Genomic DNA, 15,783 nt, shown 5'->3' on the forward strand with positions numbered 1-15,783 from the left:
ATGTGAGATTTTTCCGGTTGCCCCGCCAAATCTATCAGATTGGTTTGGAAAATGGGTCCGAACCGGACCTACTGTCAATAGCCAGCCATCAAAGCAGCCAAAGCAACACCGCCAACAATGATCCGCCACCACCCGAACAAGGCGTATCCATGCTTGCTGACATAGCCCAACAGCCACTTCACAACCAAAACCGCCGCGATAAAGGCAAAGACGAATCCAACCGCAATCTCCCCCATCGCATTGGCGTCCAGCACATCGCGATTCTTATAGAGGTCATAGGCAAACGCACCGGCCATTGTCGGCATCGACAGGAAAAACGAAAACTCCGCCGCCGCGCGCTTGCTGGCGCCCAACATCAATGCCCCGACAATCGTCGACCCCGATCGCGATGTACCCGGGATCATCGCAAGGCACTGAATAACGCCGATTTTCAAGGCCATCGATAAGGGGAAATCCATTGCATCGTCATGCTTTGTCTCTGGCGCAACGCGCTCCACCAACAGCAGGATGACGCCACCGACAATCAACATCACCGCGATCAAAACCGGCGTTTCAAACAGCACGGTCTTGATGAAATCATGCGCCAGCACACCAATCACCACCGCAGGCATAAAGGCCACCAGCACCGATAGGATAAACCGCCGTGAGGCGGGGTCATGGGGTGCTGTAGAAAACACCGCCCACAGCCGCGTCGCATAAATCGATAGAATCGCCAGAACCGCACCCAGCTGGATCACCACCTCAAACGCGCGCCCCGCGCTTTCAAAGCCAAGGAAGTGACCAGCCAACAGCAAATGACCCGTTGACGATACCGGAATAAACTCGGTCAATCCCTCAAGCAGCCCCAGAAAGGCCGCGACCAGCGTGGTCGACTGATCCATCAGCTGTTGCGCAGGTTCTGCGCAGAATCCTTGATCGCGTCATATTGGCCGGACGGCCGGAACCGCCACAAGTAGTCAGGCAATACTGCTTCCATGGCCACCGGCGTAATGCCAAGCTCGGCAAGCCCCTTGGCGTCTTGTCTCACCACGTTATCCTTGGTCAGGTTCTTGAGCTGGTCACGGGTCAACACCCCGTTGGAAACCAGTCCGCCCGTCACAGCCTGCACCATATCAAAGCCCCAGGCCATGATGCCCGCAATCCATGTCGGCAGGTTCAAAACCAGACGCCGGCGATGCACAACACCCAGCATCCGCTGCATCAACCCGCGCAGGCTGTCGACCTCTGGACCGCCCAACTCATAGATGCCGCCAGCCGCCTTACCGGTGACACCCATCTCTGCCGCTTCGGCAACATCACCGACGTAAACTGGCTGCATCCGCACGTCCCCGCCTGCGATAGGCAAAACAGGGCTCAGGCGTGACATACCCGCAAAACGGTTGAAAAAATCATCTTCGGGGCCGAACACAATTGAGGGCCGCAGGATCACGGCACCCGGCATGTGTTCCAGAACGCCCGCCTCGCCAGCGCCCTTACTTGCCGCGTAATCGCTTTCCGACTCGGCATCGGCACCAATGGCAGAGATATGCACCATGCGCTTCACGCCCTGTTCAGCAGCCAGCCGCGCAACCCGCTCGGCACCTTCGGCCTGTACCGCGCCGAATTTGTTTTTGCCGCTTTCGACCAGAATACCGACGCAGTTCACAACCGCATCCGCCCCCGTCAGCGCCGCACGCACAGAGGCGTCATCGCGGATATTGCATAGGATCGGCTCAACCTGTCCAACCACGCCGTAGGGTTTGACAAACAGCGCTTCGTTCGGATTGCGCACGGCCACCCGCACACGCCATCCGGCCCGTGCCATACGTTGTGTAATGTAGCGTCCGACGAAACCGGACCCGCCGTAAATTGTAACCAGCTTGGACATGGTGATGCTCCTGCCTGCGCATTGACTACGGGTGATGTACCGCTCCGTTCCGCTTGCGACAAGCAACAATTGGACGACCAAGGACCGTCGGCACGCAAGAACCTATGTTTTTTGCCTAAATTGCGATTGACACCCGCGAAGGCTGGCCTTAGTGAGCCCTCACGTGACCTGCCCAGGTGGCGGAATGGTAGACGCGCTAGCTTCAGGTGCTAGTACTGGCAACGGTGTGGAGGTTCGAGTCCTCTCCTGGGCACCACTTTTCCGGAACAGCATACTGATTTATATCGGCTTTTCAGAAAAGCGTCGCAGATGTCGGGGGGCAAATCAGCACCATATACCTTCCGCAAGGACGACATCTTTTACTTCGCAAGAAGGGTTCCAGCAGATCTAAGAAGACACTACTCTTCGAGCCGAATATCGTACTCTTCAAGGACCGGATCGGCGTCAGTTGCTTGCGCTAGGGCTAATCGGGACCTGTCACGGCGGACGGGCCGTGTCGGACGGCGGCGCCGACTTCAACGCTTGCTCTGTAGTTTCTCGCGAAGAACGATGTGCTGAGTCGACGGACGTCCAACAGCGCAAAGGTTTCATATCCCGTTGAAATCAAAAGGGATGGTGCGAGAGTTCACGCGAACGCCTACGCTTGTGTAGGGAAGCGGATATTATTGCGCGTCGGGCAGAATGCCGATGAACCCGAAATTGTCCAAATGTCACACTGCCCTTTCGCATCTAACCATGGTTTCGCGTAACTTCCGAAGCTTTTGCGGGTCTTCAACACAGCTTTGCCTCATATCCGGACAGCGTGGCGCGAAGAAACAGCCCTGGTGCGTCGCAAAGGGGTCCGCCGCCGCTGCGCCCAGTTTTTGTTCGGGCAGGCCCGCTTGTGGGTCCGGCAGCAAGGTCGCGGCAAGGAGGGCGCGGGTATAGGGGTGACCGGCATCCGCAAAGAGCGCATCGGTCGCGGCTTCCTCGATCTTCTGTCCGAGGTACATGACAGCCACGTGATCCGCCAGATGCTCAACCACGGCAAGGTTATGGCTCACAAACACCATTGTAAGGCCAAGCTCTTTCTTAAGCGATAGCAACAGGTTGATGATTTGCGCCTGCACCGAAACATCAAGCGCGGAAGTCGGCTCGTCACAAATCAAAACGCGTGGCCCGAGGATAAGCGCGCGCGCGATGGCGACCCGCTGCCTTTGCCCGCCGGAAAGCTCGCCGGGATAGGCATCGGCTAACCGCGAGGGTAGCCCCACCAGATCAAGCATGCGTTTGACCTCTGCATCGACATTGGCGCCGCCATGCAAGCGCAACGGCTGACCGACCAAAGTCTGGATACGTTTGACCGGATTAAGCGAGGCATTGGGGTTCTGAAACACTGGCTGGATCAACCGCACACGGTCGGCCACAGGCATTGTGCCGATCTTCTGTCCCGCGATCTCGACCTCACCGTGATCGGGTTGCAACAAGCCCAGCATGATGCTGACTGCTGTGCTTTTGCCGCAACCGGATTCACCGACAAGGCCAAGCGTTTCCCCTTCGGCCACCTCAAGCGATAGGTCGTTCACGGCCATCAATTCTTCGGTCGGGGCGAACATGCCACGGCGCAGGCGGTAGGTCTTGTGGATATTGGACATACGGATCATCGGGCTCATGCCGCCACCTCCGCTGCCTTGTAGCATTCAACGAAATGGCCGGGACCAGCGTCGATGCGCGGCACAGGGTCCTTGGCGCACTCTGGTCCGGCAAGGGCGCAGCGATCGCGGAAGGCACAGCCCTGCAGCGTGCCAATCAGCCCGGGGACACGCCCCGGAATGGCAGGCAATTCGCTGCCACGCGGGGTGACGCCCGGGACCGGGATCGCAGCGAGCAACCCCTGCGTGTAAGGGTGGCCCGGCGCAGCAAACAGACCTGCAACGGGCGCGCGTTCAGCGATGCGTCCGGCGTACATCACCGCAACATCGTTCGCGATGGCCGCAACCACACCCAGATCATGGGTAATCAGCAACAGAGACAGGCCAAGATCGGCCTGCAACTGGCCCAGAAGCGTCAGGATCTGGGCCTGAATAGTCACATCCAGCGCGGTCGTCGGCTCGTCCGCTATCAAAAGTTTGGGCCGCCCCATGAGTGCCGAGGCGATCATAATGCGCTGGCGTTGCCCACCGGAAAACCCGTGTGGATATTGCGTCAAGCGTGCTTCCGGATTGGCGATTCCCACGCGATCGAGCATTTCAATAGCGCGGGCGTCGGCCTCGTTCCGGCTCAACTTTTCGTGGCGCATGACGCCTTCGGTCAGTTGTCGTCCGATGGTAAGCGTCGGGTTAAGTGCGCTGGTCGGGTCCTGAAAAATCATCGCCACATCCCGACCACGCAGCTTTGCCAACTTGGCATCGGTTTTGGTGGTCAGGTCCTGCCCCGCCATTTCGAAACGGTCACTTGTCACCTTGGCGTAGCGCGGCAGCAGTCCCATGATCGAGGTCGCCGTCAGCGATTTGCCGCAGCCCGACTCGCCAACAAGGCAAAGTGTCTCTCCCTTTGCGATCTGTAAATCGACACCCCGAACCGCGTTCAACATGCCTCGGTCCGTGGGGATCGACACCTTCAGGTTGCGAATATCAAGCATCATTTCGGTCATTTTCGTGCAGGCCCCGTTATATCGCGCATGCCGTCGCCAAAAAGGTTGACCGCCAGTACCAGCAAGCAGAGCGCCGATCCGGGCAGCGCGATCAGCCAGGGATCAAAGAGAATATTGTCGCGGCCTTCGGAAATCATCAGCCCCCAGCTTGGCGTTGGCGGACGCACCCCCAGCCCGAGGAAGGACAATGCCGCCTCCAGCAGGATCACGTTTGCAACCTCCAGCGAAACGACCACGAGGATCGTAGCGCGCATGTTTGGCAAAATTTCGAGAAACAGGATGCGCGTCCGACTGGCTCCGATGGCCTGCAAGCCCATGATGAATTCCTGATGTCGCAGGCTTTGAGCGGCAGCGCGCGTGACGACGGCGAACCGGTCCCATAAAAGCAGCCCCAAAACCGTAATCAACGTGGTCAGCGAAGCGCCGCCCAGCGCCACGGCCGCCAGTGCGACCAGCACGATGGGCAATGACAGCCGTGTTGTGATTGCAAAACTGATGACCATATCGATCCAGCCGCCGAAATAGCCCGCAATCAGGCCGAGCGTGATACCGATGGTGCCGGAGACAAGGATCACCCCAAGCCCGACACCCAGTGACACCCGCGCCCCGTAAATCATACGAGAGAGGTAATCACGGCCGAGGTGATCGGTTCCAAGAAGATGTTCGGGCACCGAACGATCATGCCAGAAAGGTGGTAACAATCGGCGGCTTAGGTCCTGCGCAATCGGGTCATGCGGGGCCAGCAGCGGCGCGAGCAGAGCGATCAGGATGATCACTGCCAAAAGCGTGCCCCCGATCAGCGCGCCGGTATTGCCGCGCATCTTGCGCCAGACAGACGGGCGTGCGGTTTCGATATTGACCTCGGACATCAGGAGCTCCCCCGCAGGCGCGGATCCAGCACCGCGTTCAGAATATCGGCCAGCGTGGTAAGCACCACGTAAAGCAGCGACAGGATCAGGATGATCGCCTGCACCACCGGCAGGTCACTGCGCAGCAGGGATTCCCACGCCAGTCGTCCCAGCCCGTTCAGCGCGAAGACGCTTTCGATCACGATGGAGCCGGACAGCAACTGCCCCAATTGAACCGCTGCCAAAGATACAAGCGGCAGTACCGCGTTGCGCAAAGCATGGCGTGAAATCACCAAATGCATCGGCAAGCCCTTGGCCTTGGCCGCACGGACATAGTCCGTGGCCAGCACGTCGATCATGCCCGAGCGCGTGATACGCATGAGTTCGGGGATGGCGTAATAGCTCAGCACGATCACAGGCAGGATGTAGCCCTGCCATGTGTCCGCGCCGGAAATAGGAACCCAGCCGTACCACACACCAAAGACCACAATGGCCATCAAGCCCAACCAGAAGCTCGGGATTGCCTGCCCAGAAACGGCGATCACCAGCGCAAGGCGGTCGATCCAGCCGTTCGGCCTCAGCGCCGCCGCAACGCCCAAGGGCACCGCGATCACCAAGGCAACAAGGAATGAGATGAAGCCGAGCGTCAGCGTGACGCCGGCACGGTTGCCGATGATCTCTGTCACCGGCACATTAAAATAAATGCTCTGCCCCAGATCTCCGGTCAAAGCGCTGCCGATCCAGTCGAGGTATTGAACAACCAAGGGCCGGTCAAAACCATAGGCCACGCGGATTGCTTCGGCATCCTCGGCGCGGCCACCAGCGCCCGCGATGGCAATCGCAGGGTCGCCGGACACGAACATCAGACCAAAGCTCAGCGCCGACACGGTCAGACAGACCAAGAACGCCACGAGCAAACGTTTAGAGATGAAAGAGAGCATAGGTCTTTCCGTTGTGGGGGCCGGACAGCAGGGAGAGGACCGTCCGGCCCGTTATGTTGACAGGGTCAGCTTACTTCCAGCTGGCACCCCACCAACGGGCGAACTCATCCGGATGTGGAGTGAAGTTCAGGTCATTGGACAGGCCATAATTGACGTTAAAGTTGTACATTGGCATCCAATAGGCTTCCTCGGCAATCTTCTTGACAGCCTTGGAGTAGTTCTCGGCGCGCACGTCACGGTCTGATGCCGTGTCTGCTTCGGTCAGCCAGGTTGCCAGGTCGGCGTCCTGCACAAGGTCATCCGCACCGCCGCCAAAGAAATTCGACAGGATAAATGCGGTGTCACCGATACCATAGCTGCCCCAGTTGGAGAAGAACGCCGGAAGCTCTTTGGCGCGCCACTTGCCGATACCCGAGGAATACTGCTGCTCGTTCAGCTCCAAAGTCACGCCGACATTGGCGAGATCGGCAGCCACAGCTTCGGCAGTCGGACGGGGCATGGCGGCAAACACCATTTCCATCTTGAAACCATCCTCGTACCCGGCTTCGGCCAGCAAAGCCTTGGCTTTTTCGGGGTCATATTCATAGGCCGTAACATCCTGCTCACAGCCAAATTGCGCCGGGTTGCACGGCGTGTTGAGAACCTCGGAAGCACCGCCTGCAAATGCGTCGACAATCGCGCCGCGGTTGGTGGCGTGGATCAGCGCCTGACGCACGCGTTTGTCCGCAATCGGTGTGTCACCGGCCATCGCCTCGGGGGCGAAACCAACATAACCGATGCGCATGATCGGCGCGCTGATGATCTGAACGCGACCTTCAAGGCGCGATGACTGATCCGGAGGAATACGCCAGATCCAATCCAGCGAACCGGACATCAGCTCGGCGTATTGTGTGTTCATTTCGGGAATGGTGCGAACGGAAATCTTGTCGATGGTCGCGCCGGATTTGGGGCTGCCCTCATAGTGATCCTCAAAGCGCTCCATTTCGTAACGGATGCCCGGCTCCTGACTGACCAGCTTGTAAGGGCCAGTGCCGATAGGGGTTGCAGCCATACCGGCGGACCCGTTTTCTGCAAAGAAGGCGTGCGGATAGATCGGCAGCGCATCGGCCAGCATCTCGACCGCACCGGCAAAGGGCTTGGACATGTTGATGCGGACTTTGTAATCGTCCAGCTTTTCGACGCTGTCGATCCAGTCGACCGAAATCGAATAGCGGGTGCCATATTCAGCGGTGATCACGGTGTTGAGCGTTTCAACTACGTCATCGGCGGTAAAGTCGGCACCGTTGTGGAACTTGACGCCTTGGCGGAGATTGAACTCCATCGTCAGCGGGCCGGTGAAGTCCCAGGATTCCGCCAGCGCCGGTACGATCTCGCCCGTGTCGAGGTTCTTGTAAAGCAACCCGTCATAGATGTGCCGTGCAAGGATCAGGCCCTGACGACCGGCGATCTTGTAGGTATCAAGCGGCTCCGGCTCTGCGGCGAAAGCAACATTAAGCGTGTTAGACGCCTTGTCGGCAAGGGCCGGTGTACCCAGTGTCAGCGCAGTGCTGGCAGCAAGGACAGCCAATGAAGTGAGGCCTTTTAAGGAGAATTTCTGTGTCATGGATCTCTCTGTCAGTTGAGTGAAGGGAAGATGTGGTGCGCCGGTTTTCCGGTTCTATGCGGGCTGCTTTGCGCCCCGCGTTATTTCGGCAAGTGTCTCGCCAGCACGCAGTCGTTCGAGGATTGTTATCTCGTCCTGCTGCATTTTTCGGGCGCGGGCGGCGTGTGTTGCGGCCTGATCTTTATCCAGTACAGCAACCCCGTTTTCGTCGGCCAGAATGATATCGCCGGGCCGGACCGAGACGCCGCCACATCCCACGGTCACATTAAAGTCGCCGCCAAGCCCGCGCGACTTGGTCGTGATCGGTGACCGGCCGCGGCACCAGACTGGAAAGTCTGCCTGTTCTATCGCGGAGCGGTCGGTGACAAAGCCGTCGATCACCGCGCCTACGACCCCGCGCGCCTTGGCAGCTGCGGTCGTGACCGCACCCCAACAGGCATGGCGCAGATCGCCGCAACGGTCGATGACGATAACCTGTCCGGGTTTTGCGGCGGACAATGCCTCGGTCAGCATTGCGCCATCATCGCCGAGCATACGCACGGTCAGGGCGGGGCCAAAGACAGTTCGACCGGGCAAAAGGCCCTGCAACGCAGGTGACATGAAGCCCGATTCAAGAAAATGCCCCAGCGTTGCTGTTTCGATGTCTGAAAGGTCGATTTGAGATGTCATGCACTGTCCTGCCGCCTGATTTGTAGGAAAGGATGGCGGCGGGACAGCGGCAGGGTCAAATAGCCGGAGGTTATACTTACCATAACCTCCGGGTCGAAAGCGGCGGTCAGATCGCCGCGGTCACGATGAATTCCACCTTGTAATCCGGCGTCGCCAACTTCGCCTCACCACACGCGCGCGCTGCCGGGTTGGCAGGGTCGATCCACGCATCGTAGACAGCGTTCATTTCTTGAAAATCGGCCATGTCGGCAAGCCAGATAACGACCTGCAACAGTTTGGATTTATCGCTGCCTGTCTCTGCCAGCAGGCGGTCGATGGCATCCAGACAATCTTGGGTCTGGGTCGCGACATCGGCACCGGCGGTGCCAACCTGACCGGCAAGGTAAACGGTGTTATTGTGAACGACGGCTTGGCTCATGCGAGGGCCGGGGTGCAAACGGGTGATGGTCATGTTTTTTGCTTCCTGATGAAATGAGTGGCAATCTTAGCCGACCGCACCGCAGGCGCACAGATGGGCACCATAGCCACCGTCGATATGATGTATTCGTATTGACTATATGATTGATGATGAAAGATAGGGCACTCTGACCAGACCCAAACAAGAAACGAATCATTCGAATGAACGCTCTGCCGCAATCCGATCTGAACTGGAACCTGCTGCGCATGTTTTACATGATTGCAAAGGAGGAAAGCATCACCAAGGCCGCCAAACGGCTTGGCCTGAGCCAGCCCTCGGTCAGCAACGCACTGCAAAAGCTCGAAGCACAACTCGGTTGCCAGCTGGTCTTTCGCGATAGCCGCCACTTCGAACTGACAACGCGCGGCGACAAGATTTTTCAGGAATGCCGCGACATTTTTCACAGCGCCGAGCGGATCAACCTTCTGGTTCGCGGTGCCGAAGAAGAGGAACGCGGGCAGGTCCGGTATCAGATCATCAGCAATCTGGTATCACCTATGCTGGACGAGTTGCTGCGCCTCTATCATCAGCGACATCCATCCGTGGTCTTTCAAAGCGAGGTCCAGAACAGTCAAGCGATCGTGCGCTCGATCCAGCAAGGTCGGGGCACGATCGGATTCTGCCTGTTGGCCAAGCCAATGGTGAACCTGCCCTCGATACGCCTGTTCCGCGAGGAGTTTTACGTATTCTGCGGCGCCGAGCATCCGCTGTTCGGACAGGAAAGCGTCGCGCTTCGCGATCTTCAGCGCGAGCCCTTCATCAGCTTTGCCTGCGCCACTGAAGGGATGGGACTGGAACCGATGTCGGTCTTGCGCGAAGGCACGAGGCTGGGCAACCGCATCAATGGTTTGAGTACCAACATCGAAGAAGTCCGAAGAATGATCGTAGCCGGCATGGGAATTGGCATCCTGCCGTTGATGACCGCGCAGGACGACATCAGGCGCGGCGATCTGTGGCCGATCAAGATCACAGATGAAACGATTGGCGCCGATGTGTATCTGGTTCACGCCCCGAGAGAGAAACTATCTCCCTCGGAACAGAATTTCGTAGATATCGCGCAGGAGCTTCTGGCGATTTACCCCGATATGGTGTGAACGCGCGCCATATTGGCTGCGGCCAGATCCTGTAGCGCCATGCCGGCAGATTTGAACACGGTGCGGGCACTATCATCGCTGCGGCCGGAATGCGTGCCCTGACACAATTCAGCCAGATCGGCGCGGATGTGATCAGGTGAAATCCGCCCCGCCTCCAGCGGTTGGGCAAGGTCCCCCGCGAGCGACGCCCCTGCCCGCAGATCGACGAAAACCTCGGCCTGCATGATCGTCTGATCGTCGCTTTCGCGCATGTCGCCCTTGAATGCACCAATCAGATCTAGGTGGCTGCCGGGTTTGAGCCAGTCGCCATGGATGACGGGCCTTGTTGAGGCCGTGACCGTGCTAATCACATCCGCTGCGCGGCACGCTGCTTCGAGGTCGGTCACTGTCTGAGCAGGCAGGCCTTGTTCCCTAAGATCTGCGGCAACAGCCGCTGCTTTATCCCCGCTGCGCCCCCAGATCGAAACCGAAGTGTACGACCGCACCGCACAATGCGCCGCCGCGACGGCAAGGGACAATTGCCCCGTGCCGACGATCAGTAAATTGCGTGCATCCTTGCGCGCCAGAATATCTGCCGCCAGTGCCGACGCCGCTGCGGTGCGCCGCGCGGTCAGCGTATCTCCATCCAGCGCCGCCTGCATCTGACCCGTCTCGCCATCAAACAGCAGGTAGCCCGCATTGATCGTCGGGCGGCCCTTGGCGGCATTGTCCGGAAAAAAGGTGACCACCTTGACGCCAATACTTTCACCGGGGACCCACGCGGGCATGATCAAAAGCGATGCTTTGCTCCCGTCCGGCTGTTCAATTGTCAGAACCTGTCGGTCAGGTGCCTGTACTGCGTTGCCGCGATACCAGTCGCGCAATTGACCGATCAGACCAGACCAATCCAGCGCGGTTTCCAGCGCTTCGTGCCCGATCAATGTGCTCATCGGTCCGCACGTTTGACGACGGCATGCAGCAGAATATTAAGCCCTGCGACGAAATCCTTTGGCGTGCAGTTTTCTTCGTTGTTGTGCGTAATGCCGTTTTCGCAAGGTGCAAAGATCATCGCGGTCGGGCAATGGGTGGCAAGGAAATAGGCGTCATGGCCCGCTTGGCTTTCGATATCGAGCCAGTTGAAGCCCATGCGCACCGCCTCGTCGCGAATGCCGTCGATCATCTCGTGATCAAAGATGTCGCCGCCCCATTCCCATTCATCCTCGATCTGCGCCTCACAGCCACAACGTGCAGCAGATTCAAACAGCGCCCGGCGCATCTTTTCCGCCATGGCCCGGGTCGTGATCGGGTCGGGGTGGCGCACGTCACAGACGGCTTCGGCAGTGTCGGACAGGATCCCCGGTTTGTTGGGCCAAGCGGTCAGTCGCGCGGCAGTTGCCTTGCCATCATGCACCGCGAAATCCCAGCCGATGTCATCCACAGCGGTCAGCCAGCGCGCGCCGGCGGCCAGCGCGTTCTTGCGCAAATCCATCGGCGTTGGCCCGGTGTGCGAGGTCTGGCCTTTGAACGACGCCCGCATCCCGCGCACCGGATAGCCGCCGGTGACGATGCCAACCTGCCGGTTCTCGGCGTCAAGGATCGGCCCTTGTTCGATATGCAACTCGTAATAGGCGTCGATCTCGCCCGCTTTGCAGGCACGTTCGCCGTTGTAACCGATCCGCTCCAGCTCATCACCGAAGCGCGCGCCATCATCGCCGATCAGGTCATGCACCCAGTCGATGTCATATTTACCAACGAAACAGCCGGAGGCGACCATCGGCGGGGAGAACCGCGCGCCTTCCTCATTGGTCCAGTCAACCACCACGATGGGGCGTTTTGTGACGTGGCCCGCATCGTTCAGGCTGCGGATCACTTCCAGTCCGGCCAGAACGCCGGCAATCCCGTCAAAACGTCCGCCGTTGATCTGGGTATCAAGGTGACTACCGATCAAGATCGGCGGCAGGTCGTTGTCCGTGCCGTCGCGGCGACCAAAGATATTGCCGGCGGCATCCACTTCGACGCTTAATCCAGCCTCTTCGCACCACGACCGGAACAGATCGCGCATGTCGCGGTCGGCATCGCCAAGCGTCAGGCGTGACAGCCCGCCGGGACGGCCTTTGCCAATCTCGCCAGAGGCTTCGATGGTGGACCAGAAGCGGTCAAGATCGACACGGGTATCGGGGGTAATCGACATGGAAACCTTCTTTCTTTCGATGGCCGGGATCAAAACAAAATGCCCGGAAGTTCGGTAATCAGTGCGGGGAAGAGGACGAGAAGCAGCAGCACGCCGACCATCACGCCAAGAAAGGGGATCAGGTATTTGAACGACGCGCTGAGCGGGATTTCACCAACCCGACAGGCGGCCATAAGGTCGATGCCCAAGGGAGGTGTGTTGGCGCCAATGGCCAGATTGATGGTCAGCAGGATGCCGAAGTAAACCGGATCGATGTCGTAGTAGCCGAGGATCGGCAGGAACACCGGCGCAAGGATCAGGATGATCGCGATGCTTTCCATGAAGGTGCCAAGGATCAACAGAACCGCCATCATCATCAACAGCGCCACGGTCGCACTTTCAGTTGCTTGTGTGATGCCGTTGACCGCCATCTGCGGCACTTGTTCGGCGGCAAGGATCCAGCCAAAGACCGAGGCTGAAGCGATGACAAGCAGGATCACGCCAGTCATCTCCGTCGTCTCTCGCAGCAACCGCATTAAAGTGGATAGCGTCAGCGCACGATAGACGAACACCCCGATGAACAGCGCATAGGCAACGCCGATCCCGGCGGCTTCGGTTGGGGTGAAGATACCAAGGCGAATACCACCCACGATGATGATCGGTGCCAGCATAGCAAGGATCGACCCTTTTGCGGCACGGCCGAGTTCTTCCCAAGAGAATGGCTCACCCCCTTGCCAGCCGTGGCGACGGGAAATCCACCAAGCAACCAGCATAAGGCCAAGGCCGAGCAGGATACCGGGCAGGATTGAGGCGATGAAAAGTTGTCCAATCGAACTATTGGTGGCGGTGCCGTAAACAATCAGAACGATTGACGGTGGGATGACGGTGCCAAGCGATCCCGCACACCCCAAGGCAGAGGCCGAAAATCCGGGGGCATAGCCCTGATCCTTCATCGCGGGCAGCATCATCGTGCCGATGGCCACCACATCTGCCACACCAGACCCCGAGAGCGAGCCAAACATCATACAGGCGATGATCATCACCATCGCCAACCCGCCGGTGCGCCGCCCGATCAACGCCGAACACAGCGCAATGATGCGGGGGGCAAGACCACCGTGGACCATAAGCAGACCCGCCAGCAGAAACAGCGGAATCGCCAGCAGTGTAAAGCTGTTGATGCCCGCAACGGCGCGCTGCGCCACAACCATCATCGGCGCGGCATCTGCGATCAGCAGGTAAAACATCGAAGACAGGCCCAGCGCCACGGCGATGGGCGCATCAAGCAGCACCAGCGCCACAAAGACCACAAGAAGCAAGGCAAGCGCGAGACTCATGTGCGGCCCCCTTTCAGGATAAGACCCAGCAGCGCAAATCCGCAGCAAACGGGGAGGGAGAGATAGAAAAGCCCGACAGGCAGCGAAAGCGCTGTGGTCTGATGCGACCATGTGATCTGGGTCAGCTTCCAACCGGTCCAGATGAACACCGCAAGGAAAACAAAACTCGCCAGCCATGCCAGAACACCAAGACTCCGGCGCAAGGGCGCGGGCATCGTCACCAAATCAAGCAGCCCCGCGCGGAAGTGCGAGCCACGCACAAAGCCCGAAATCGCACCCACAAAGGTCAACCAAACGAGCGCCATGCGTGGCAATTCCTCGGCCCAGCGGGGCGTCGAAGAGAACAGGTAGCGCGAGATAACGACATACACGACTATCGCCGCGAACCCCGCAACCAACGCTGCACCAACCCAGCGCGCCGCGCGGTCGATAATAATGGCCGCGCGCAGCGACCCGTTCCCAAGTGTCATGGTTTAAGAAATCCTTCTGGTCCGCGACAGAGCATGCATTCGTCGCAATAAGCCGCGACAACCACCCACTCCTCCGAAATCACCTCTACCGTGTGGTCCAGACCGGGGGGCAGCCGCACGGCGGTGCCTTCGGTCATGTGGTATTCCTCGCCCGCCGCGCGCAGGATCGCTTCGCCTTTCAGCGTCAGGGTCACCTCGTCGCGGGGATGGCTGTGGGCGGTGGATTTCGCGCCCTTTTTGCCGGTGGTCACGGAAAGTTTGATAAAGCCTTCGCCGCGCGCAGCAGGGGAAAACAACACTTTCTGTGTGAAGTCATAAAGTTGCACCGGCTCCACCGATGCAACTTCTGTTATTTCAGGGCGCAGCGTCATTTGCGGTAGGTGTTCAGGATGGTCAGAAGCTCTTCGCCATAGACGTCCTTCTGGCTTTCCCAAATCGGATCGACCGCTTCGATAAAGGCGGCCTTGTCGACCTCGTTGAACTGCATGCCTTTTGCTTCCAGATTGGCGATCAATTCGTCATTGGCGGCGGCAACCATGTCGCGCTGTTTCAGACCCCAAGAGGTGGCGGCTTCCATAACGATGGCCTGATCTTCGGCCGAAATCTTGTCCCAGACTGATTTCGACATGGTCAGTGTTGCGGCACCCCAGATGTGTTCGGAGAGCGAAACGTATTTCTGTACTTCGAAGAAAGACGCAGAATAGATGATCGCAAGTGGGTTTTCCTGCGCATCAAACAGACCTTGTTGCAGTGCGGAGTACAGCTCGCCGAAAGACAGTGGCGCAGGTTCTGCACCCAGACCCTCGAATGTGGCCAGCCGCACCTTGTCTGGCGTGACACGGATTTTCAGACCGGCGAGGTCTTCGGGCTTCTCAACGGGGCGGACATTGTTGGTGATGTTGCGGAAACCGTTTTCCCACCAGCCCAGGACTTTGATGCCCTTGCCGTCGAGCATATCGGCCAGCGCGACACCCAGATCGCCGTCGAGTGCGGCAAAGGCCTGATCCCGTGCGCCCCAAGCGTAGGGCATTTCAATAATGCCCATGCGTGGTTCGATACCTTGGAACGACCCCGAACCGATCAGACCGGCCTGTACCGACCCGAATTGCAGACCCTCGATCACTTCTTTTTCGCTGCCAAGCTGCCCGGACGGGAAAACTTCAATGGCGACGCGGCCTTCGGTGCGGCTGTTGACCTCTTCTGCGAAACCGGTGGCGGCTTTGTGCCAGCTGTGGCTTTCGGGCAGGACGTGGCCAAGGCGGATCGACACGTCGGCGGCCAATGCGGCAACCGGTGCGAAAGCCGCAAGGCTGGCCGCGAGCAGGCCGCCTTTGATTAGCGTGATTGGGGATTTCATTTTTGGTCTCTCCTGTTGAGCGTTATTTGCCGCAGAAGAAATACGGATCGTGGAGTCCGCGCAAATAGGCTGGAGCTATGGTTGGAAAAGCTATTTTGAATGCTTGGGCGCGCTTGCGCAGTGTGAACCGCGCGTAACATTGCGACGCGCGATTTGATCTGCCCAATAAGCACTCAAATTCATTGAGATCCTACAAAACTGCGCCACCGTGACGTCTTTCCCGACGCACGTGTAGGGAATACGGGCTCTTCAACCGATTTGCGATGAACAATCAGATTACGACTGTATTTTGGCAGGCCCGCTAAACGAACCTCATAGAAATCATGCCTAATTAATTGGCAACGGCGGTGACATATTGCCCG

At 58.7% G+C, this 15,783-nt stretch carries 17 protein-coding genes and 1 tRNA gene; 3 read left to right on the forward strand and 15 right to left on the reverse strand.

Translation table 11 applies throughout. The features are described from left to right. Positions 1 to 74: 74 nt before the first annotated feature. Entirely contained in the window at positions 75 to 881 is an 807-nt protein-coding gene (locus Z947_RS0102835) for an undecaprenyl-diphosphate phosphatase (RefSeq protein WP_025042800.1), read from the reverse strand. Then, positions 881 to 1,867: a complex I NDUFA9 subunit family protein gene (locus Z947_RS0102840; RefSeq protein ID WP_025042801.1), complete on the reverse strand. Its 987-nt coding sequence runs from the start codon at positions 1,865 to 1,867 to the stop codon at positions 881 to 883. The genes Z947_RS0102835 and Z947_RS0102840 overlap by 1 nt, the downstream gene beginning before the upstream one ends. A gap of 170 nt (positions 1,868 to 2,037) precedes the next feature. On the opposite strand from Z947_RS0102840, the gene Z947_RS0102845 reads away from it, so the two are divergent. After that, positions 2,038 to 2,123: transfer RNA gene (locus tag Z947_RS0102845), tRNA-Leu, on the forward strand. A gap of 53 nt (positions 2,124 to 2,176) precedes the next feature. After that, positions 2,177 to 2,425, forward strand: coding sequence for a DUF6538 domain-containing protein (locus tag Z947_RS22520; RefSeq protein WP_420804492.1), 249 nt, complete (start codon positions 2,177 to 2,179; stop codon positions 2,423 to 2,425). Positions 2,426 to 2,577: 152 nt separating this feature from the next. On the opposite strand, the gene Z947_RS0102850 is transcribed toward Z947_RS22520, so the two are convergent. The 7 genes from Z947_RS0102850 to Z947_RS0102880 form a co-directional block, all read right to left on the reverse strand. Then, the gene (locus Z947_RS0102850; RefSeq protein ID WP_025042802.1) at positions 2,578 to 3,519 is read right to left on the reverse strand and encodes an oligopeptide/dipeptide ABC transporter ATP-binding protein; all 942 of its coding nucleotides are present in this window, start codon (positions 3,517 to 3,519) and stop codon (positions 2,578 to 2,580) included. Further along, entirely contained in the window at positions 3,516 to 4,490 is a 975-nt protein-coding gene (locus Z947_RS0102855) for an ABC transporter ATP-binding protein (RefSeq protein WP_037939096.1), read from the reverse strand. Before Z947_RS0102855 ends, Z947_RS0102850 begins: the two co-directional genes overlap by 4 nt. A 5-nt stretch (positions 4,491 to 4,495) precedes the next feature. After that, a complete protein-coding gene (locus tag Z947_RS0102860) occupies positions 4,496 to 5,368 on the reverse strand; it encodes an ABC transporter permease (RefSeq protein ID WP_025042804.1) in 873 nt (290 codons plus the stop codon). Next, the gene (locus tag Z947_RS0102865) at positions 5,368 to 6,288 is read right to left on the reverse strand and encodes an ABC transporter permease (RefSeq protein ID WP_025042805.1); all 921 of its coding nucleotides are present in this window, start codon (positions 6,286 to 6,288) and stop codon (positions 5,368 to 5,370) included. The genes Z947_RS0102860 and Z947_RS0102865 overlap by 1 nt, the downstream gene beginning before the upstream one ends. 70 nt (positions 6,289 to 6,358) lie before the next feature. Beyond that, positions 6,359 to 7,891 (reverse strand): ABC transporter substrate-binding protein, encoded by a 1,533-nt coding sequence (locus tag Z947_RS0102870; protein WP_025042806.1) that lies wholly within the window; start codon positions 7,889 to 7,891, stop codon positions 6,359 to 6,361. Between the two features lie 54 nt (positions 7,892 to 7,945). Next, positions 7,946 to 8,560 (reverse strand): RraA family protein, encoded by a 615-nt coding sequence (locus Z947_RS0102875; protein WP_025042807.1) that lies wholly within the window; start codon positions 8,558 to 8,560, stop codon positions 7,946 to 7,948. A 106-nt stretch (positions 8,561 to 8,666) separates the two neighbouring features. Beyond that, complete coding sequence (locus Z947_RS0102880) at positions 8,667 to 9,011, reverse strand: RidA family protein (protein WP_025042808.1); 345 nt, start codon at positions 9,009 to 9,011, stop codon at positions 8,667 to 8,669. A 167-nt stretch (positions 9,012 to 9,178) separates the two neighbouring features. On the opposite strand from Z947_RS0102880, the gene Z947_RS0102885 reads away from it, so the two are divergent. After that, the gene (locus Z947_RS0102885; protein ID WP_025042809.1) at positions 9,179 to 10,111 is read left to right on the forward strand and encodes a LysR family transcriptional regulator; all 933 of its coding nucleotides are present in this window, start codon (positions 9,179 to 9,181) and stop codon (positions 10,109 to 10,111) included. Here Z947_RS0102885 and lhpI read toward each other — a convergent pair. The 6 genes from lhpI to Z947_RS0102915 are packed head-to-tail and all read right to left on the reverse strand — an operon-like array spanning position 10,093 to position 15,421. Continuing rightward, on the reverse strand, positions 10,093 to 11,040 hold the full coding sequence (gene lhpI / locus Z947_RS0102890; RefSeq protein ID WP_025042810.1) for a bifunctional Delta(1)-pyrroline-2-carboxylate/Delta(1)-piperideine-2-carboxylate reductase: 948 nt from the start codon (positions 11,038 to 11,040) through the stop codon (positions 10,093 to 10,095). The two genes, Z947_RS0102885 and lhpI, sit on opposite strands and share 19 nt — an antisense overlap. Continuing rightward, positions 11,037 to 12,281, reverse strand: coding sequence for a Zn-dependent hydrolase (locus Z947_RS0102895; RefSeq protein WP_025042811.1), 1,245 nt, complete (start codon positions 12,279 to 12,281; stop codon positions 11,037 to 11,039). Before Z947_RS0102895 ends, lhpI begins: the two co-directional genes overlap by 4 nt. Before the next feature lie 29 nt (positions 12,282 to 12,310). Then, positions 12,311 to 13,594 carry a TRAP transporter large permease gene (locus Z947_RS0102900; RefSeq protein WP_025042812.1) on the reverse strand — a complete coding sequence of 428 codons (1,284 nt, stop codon included), beginning with the start codon at positions 13,592 to 13,594 and terminating at the stop codon, positions 12,311 to 12,313. Next, the gene (locus tag Z947_RS0102905) at positions 13,591 to 14,064 is read right to left on the reverse strand and encodes a TRAP transporter small permease (protein WP_025042813.1); all 474 of its coding nucleotides are present in this window, start codon (positions 14,062 to 14,064) and stop codon (positions 13,591 to 13,593) included. The genes Z947_RS0102900 and Z947_RS0102905 overlap by 4 nt, the downstream gene beginning before the upstream one ends. Continuing rightward, on the reverse strand, positions 14,061 to 14,435 hold the full coding sequence (locus Z947_RS0102910) for a cupin domain-containing protein (protein WP_211100844.1): 375 nt from the start codon (positions 14,433 to 14,435) through the stop codon (positions 14,061 to 14,063). Before Z947_RS0102910 ends, Z947_RS0102905 begins: the two co-directional genes overlap by 4 nt. Beyond that, positions 14,432 to 15,421, reverse strand: a complete 990-nt coding sequence (locus Z947_RS0102915) for a TRAP transporter substrate-binding protein (RefSeq protein ID WP_025042815.1) — start codon at positions 15,419 to 15,421, stop codon at positions 14,432 to 14,434. Before Z947_RS0102915 ends, Z947_RS0102910 begins: the two co-directional genes overlap by 4 nt. Positions 15,422 to 15,783: the final 362 nt, after the last annotated feature.

Origin of the sequence: Sulfitobacter geojensis (assembly GCF_000622325.1) — a bacterium.
Classification (GTDB): domain Bacteria; phylum Pseudomonadota; class Alphaproteobacteria; order Rhodobacterales; family Rhodobacteraceae; genus Sulfitobacter; species Sulfitobacter geojensis.

What these genes read in the sequence shown, in the direction of transcription:
- Z947_RS0102835 (WP_025042800.1), bottom strand. Translation starts at nt 881, where the DNA reads ATGGATCAGTCGACCACGCTGGTCGCGGCCTTTCTGGGGCTGCTTGAG.
- Z947_RS0102840 (WP_025042801.1), bottom strand. Translation starts at nt 1,867, where the DNA reads ATGTCCAAGCTGGTTACAATTTACGGCGGGTCCGGTTTCGTCGGACGC.
- Z947_RS22520 (WP_420804492.1), top strand. Translation starts at nt 2,177, where the DNA reads ATGTCGGGGGGCAAATCAGCACCATATACCTTCCGCAAGGACGACATC.
- Z947_RS0102850 (WP_025042802.1), bottom strand. Translation starts at nt 3,519, where the DNA reads ATGAGCCCGATGATCCGTATGTCCAATATCCACAAGACCTACCGCCTG.
- Z947_RS0102855 (WP_037939096.1), bottom strand. Translation starts at nt 4,490, where the DNA reads ATGATGCTTGATATTCGCAACCTGAAGGTGTCGATCCCCACGGACCGA.
- Z947_RS0102860 (WP_025042804.1), bottom strand. Translation starts at nt 5,368, where the DNA reads ATGTCCGAGGTCAATATCGAAACCGCACGCCCGTCTGTCTGGCGCAAG.
- Z947_RS0102865 (WP_025042805.1), bottom strand. Translation starts at nt 6,288, where the DNA reads ATGCTCTCTTTCATCTCTAAACGTTTGCTCGTGGCGTTCTTGGTCTGT.
- Z947_RS0102870 (WP_025042806.1), bottom strand. Translation starts at nt 7,891, where the DNA reads ATGACACAGAAATTCTCCTTAAAAGGCCTCACTTCATTGGCTGTCCTT.
- Z947_RS0102875 (WP_025042807.1), bottom strand. Translation starts at nt 8,560, where the DNA reads ATGACATCTCAAATCGACCTTTCAGACATCGAAACAGCAACGCTGGGG.
- Z947_RS0102880 (WP_025042808.1), bottom strand. Translation starts at nt 9,011, where the DNA reads ATGACCATCACCCGTTTGCACCCCGGCCCTCGCATGAGCCAAGCCGTC.
- Z947_RS0102885 (WP_025042809.1), top strand. Translation starts at nt 9,179, where the DNA reads ATGAACGCTCTGCCGCAATCCGATCTGAACTGGAACCTGCTGCGCATG.
- lhpI (WP_025042810.1), bottom strand. Translation starts at nt 11,040, where the DNA reads ATGAGCACATTGATCGGGCACGAAGCGCTGGAAACCGCGCTGGATTGG.
- Z947_RS0102895 (WP_025042811.1), bottom strand. Translation starts at nt 12,281, where the DNA reads ATGTCGATTACCCCCGATACCCGTGTCGATCTTGACCGCTTCTGGTCC.
- Z947_RS0102900 (WP_025042812.1), bottom strand. Translation starts at nt 13,594, where the DNA reads ATGAGTCTCGCGCTTGCCTTGCTTCTTGTGGTCTTTGTGGCGCTGGTG.
- Z947_RS0102905 (WP_025042813.1), bottom strand. Translation starts at nt 14,064, where the DNA reads ATGACACTTGGGAACGGGTCGCTGCGCGCGGCCATTATTATCGACCGC.
- Z947_RS0102910 (WP_211100844.1), bottom strand. Translation starts at nt 14,435, where the DNA reads ATGACGCTGCGCCCTGAAATAACAGAAGTTGCATCGGTGGAGCCGGTG.
- Z947_RS0102915 (WP_025042815.1), bottom strand. Translation starts at nt 15,421, where the DNA reads ATGAAATCCCCAATCACGCTAATCAAAGGCGGCCTGCTCGCGGCCAGC.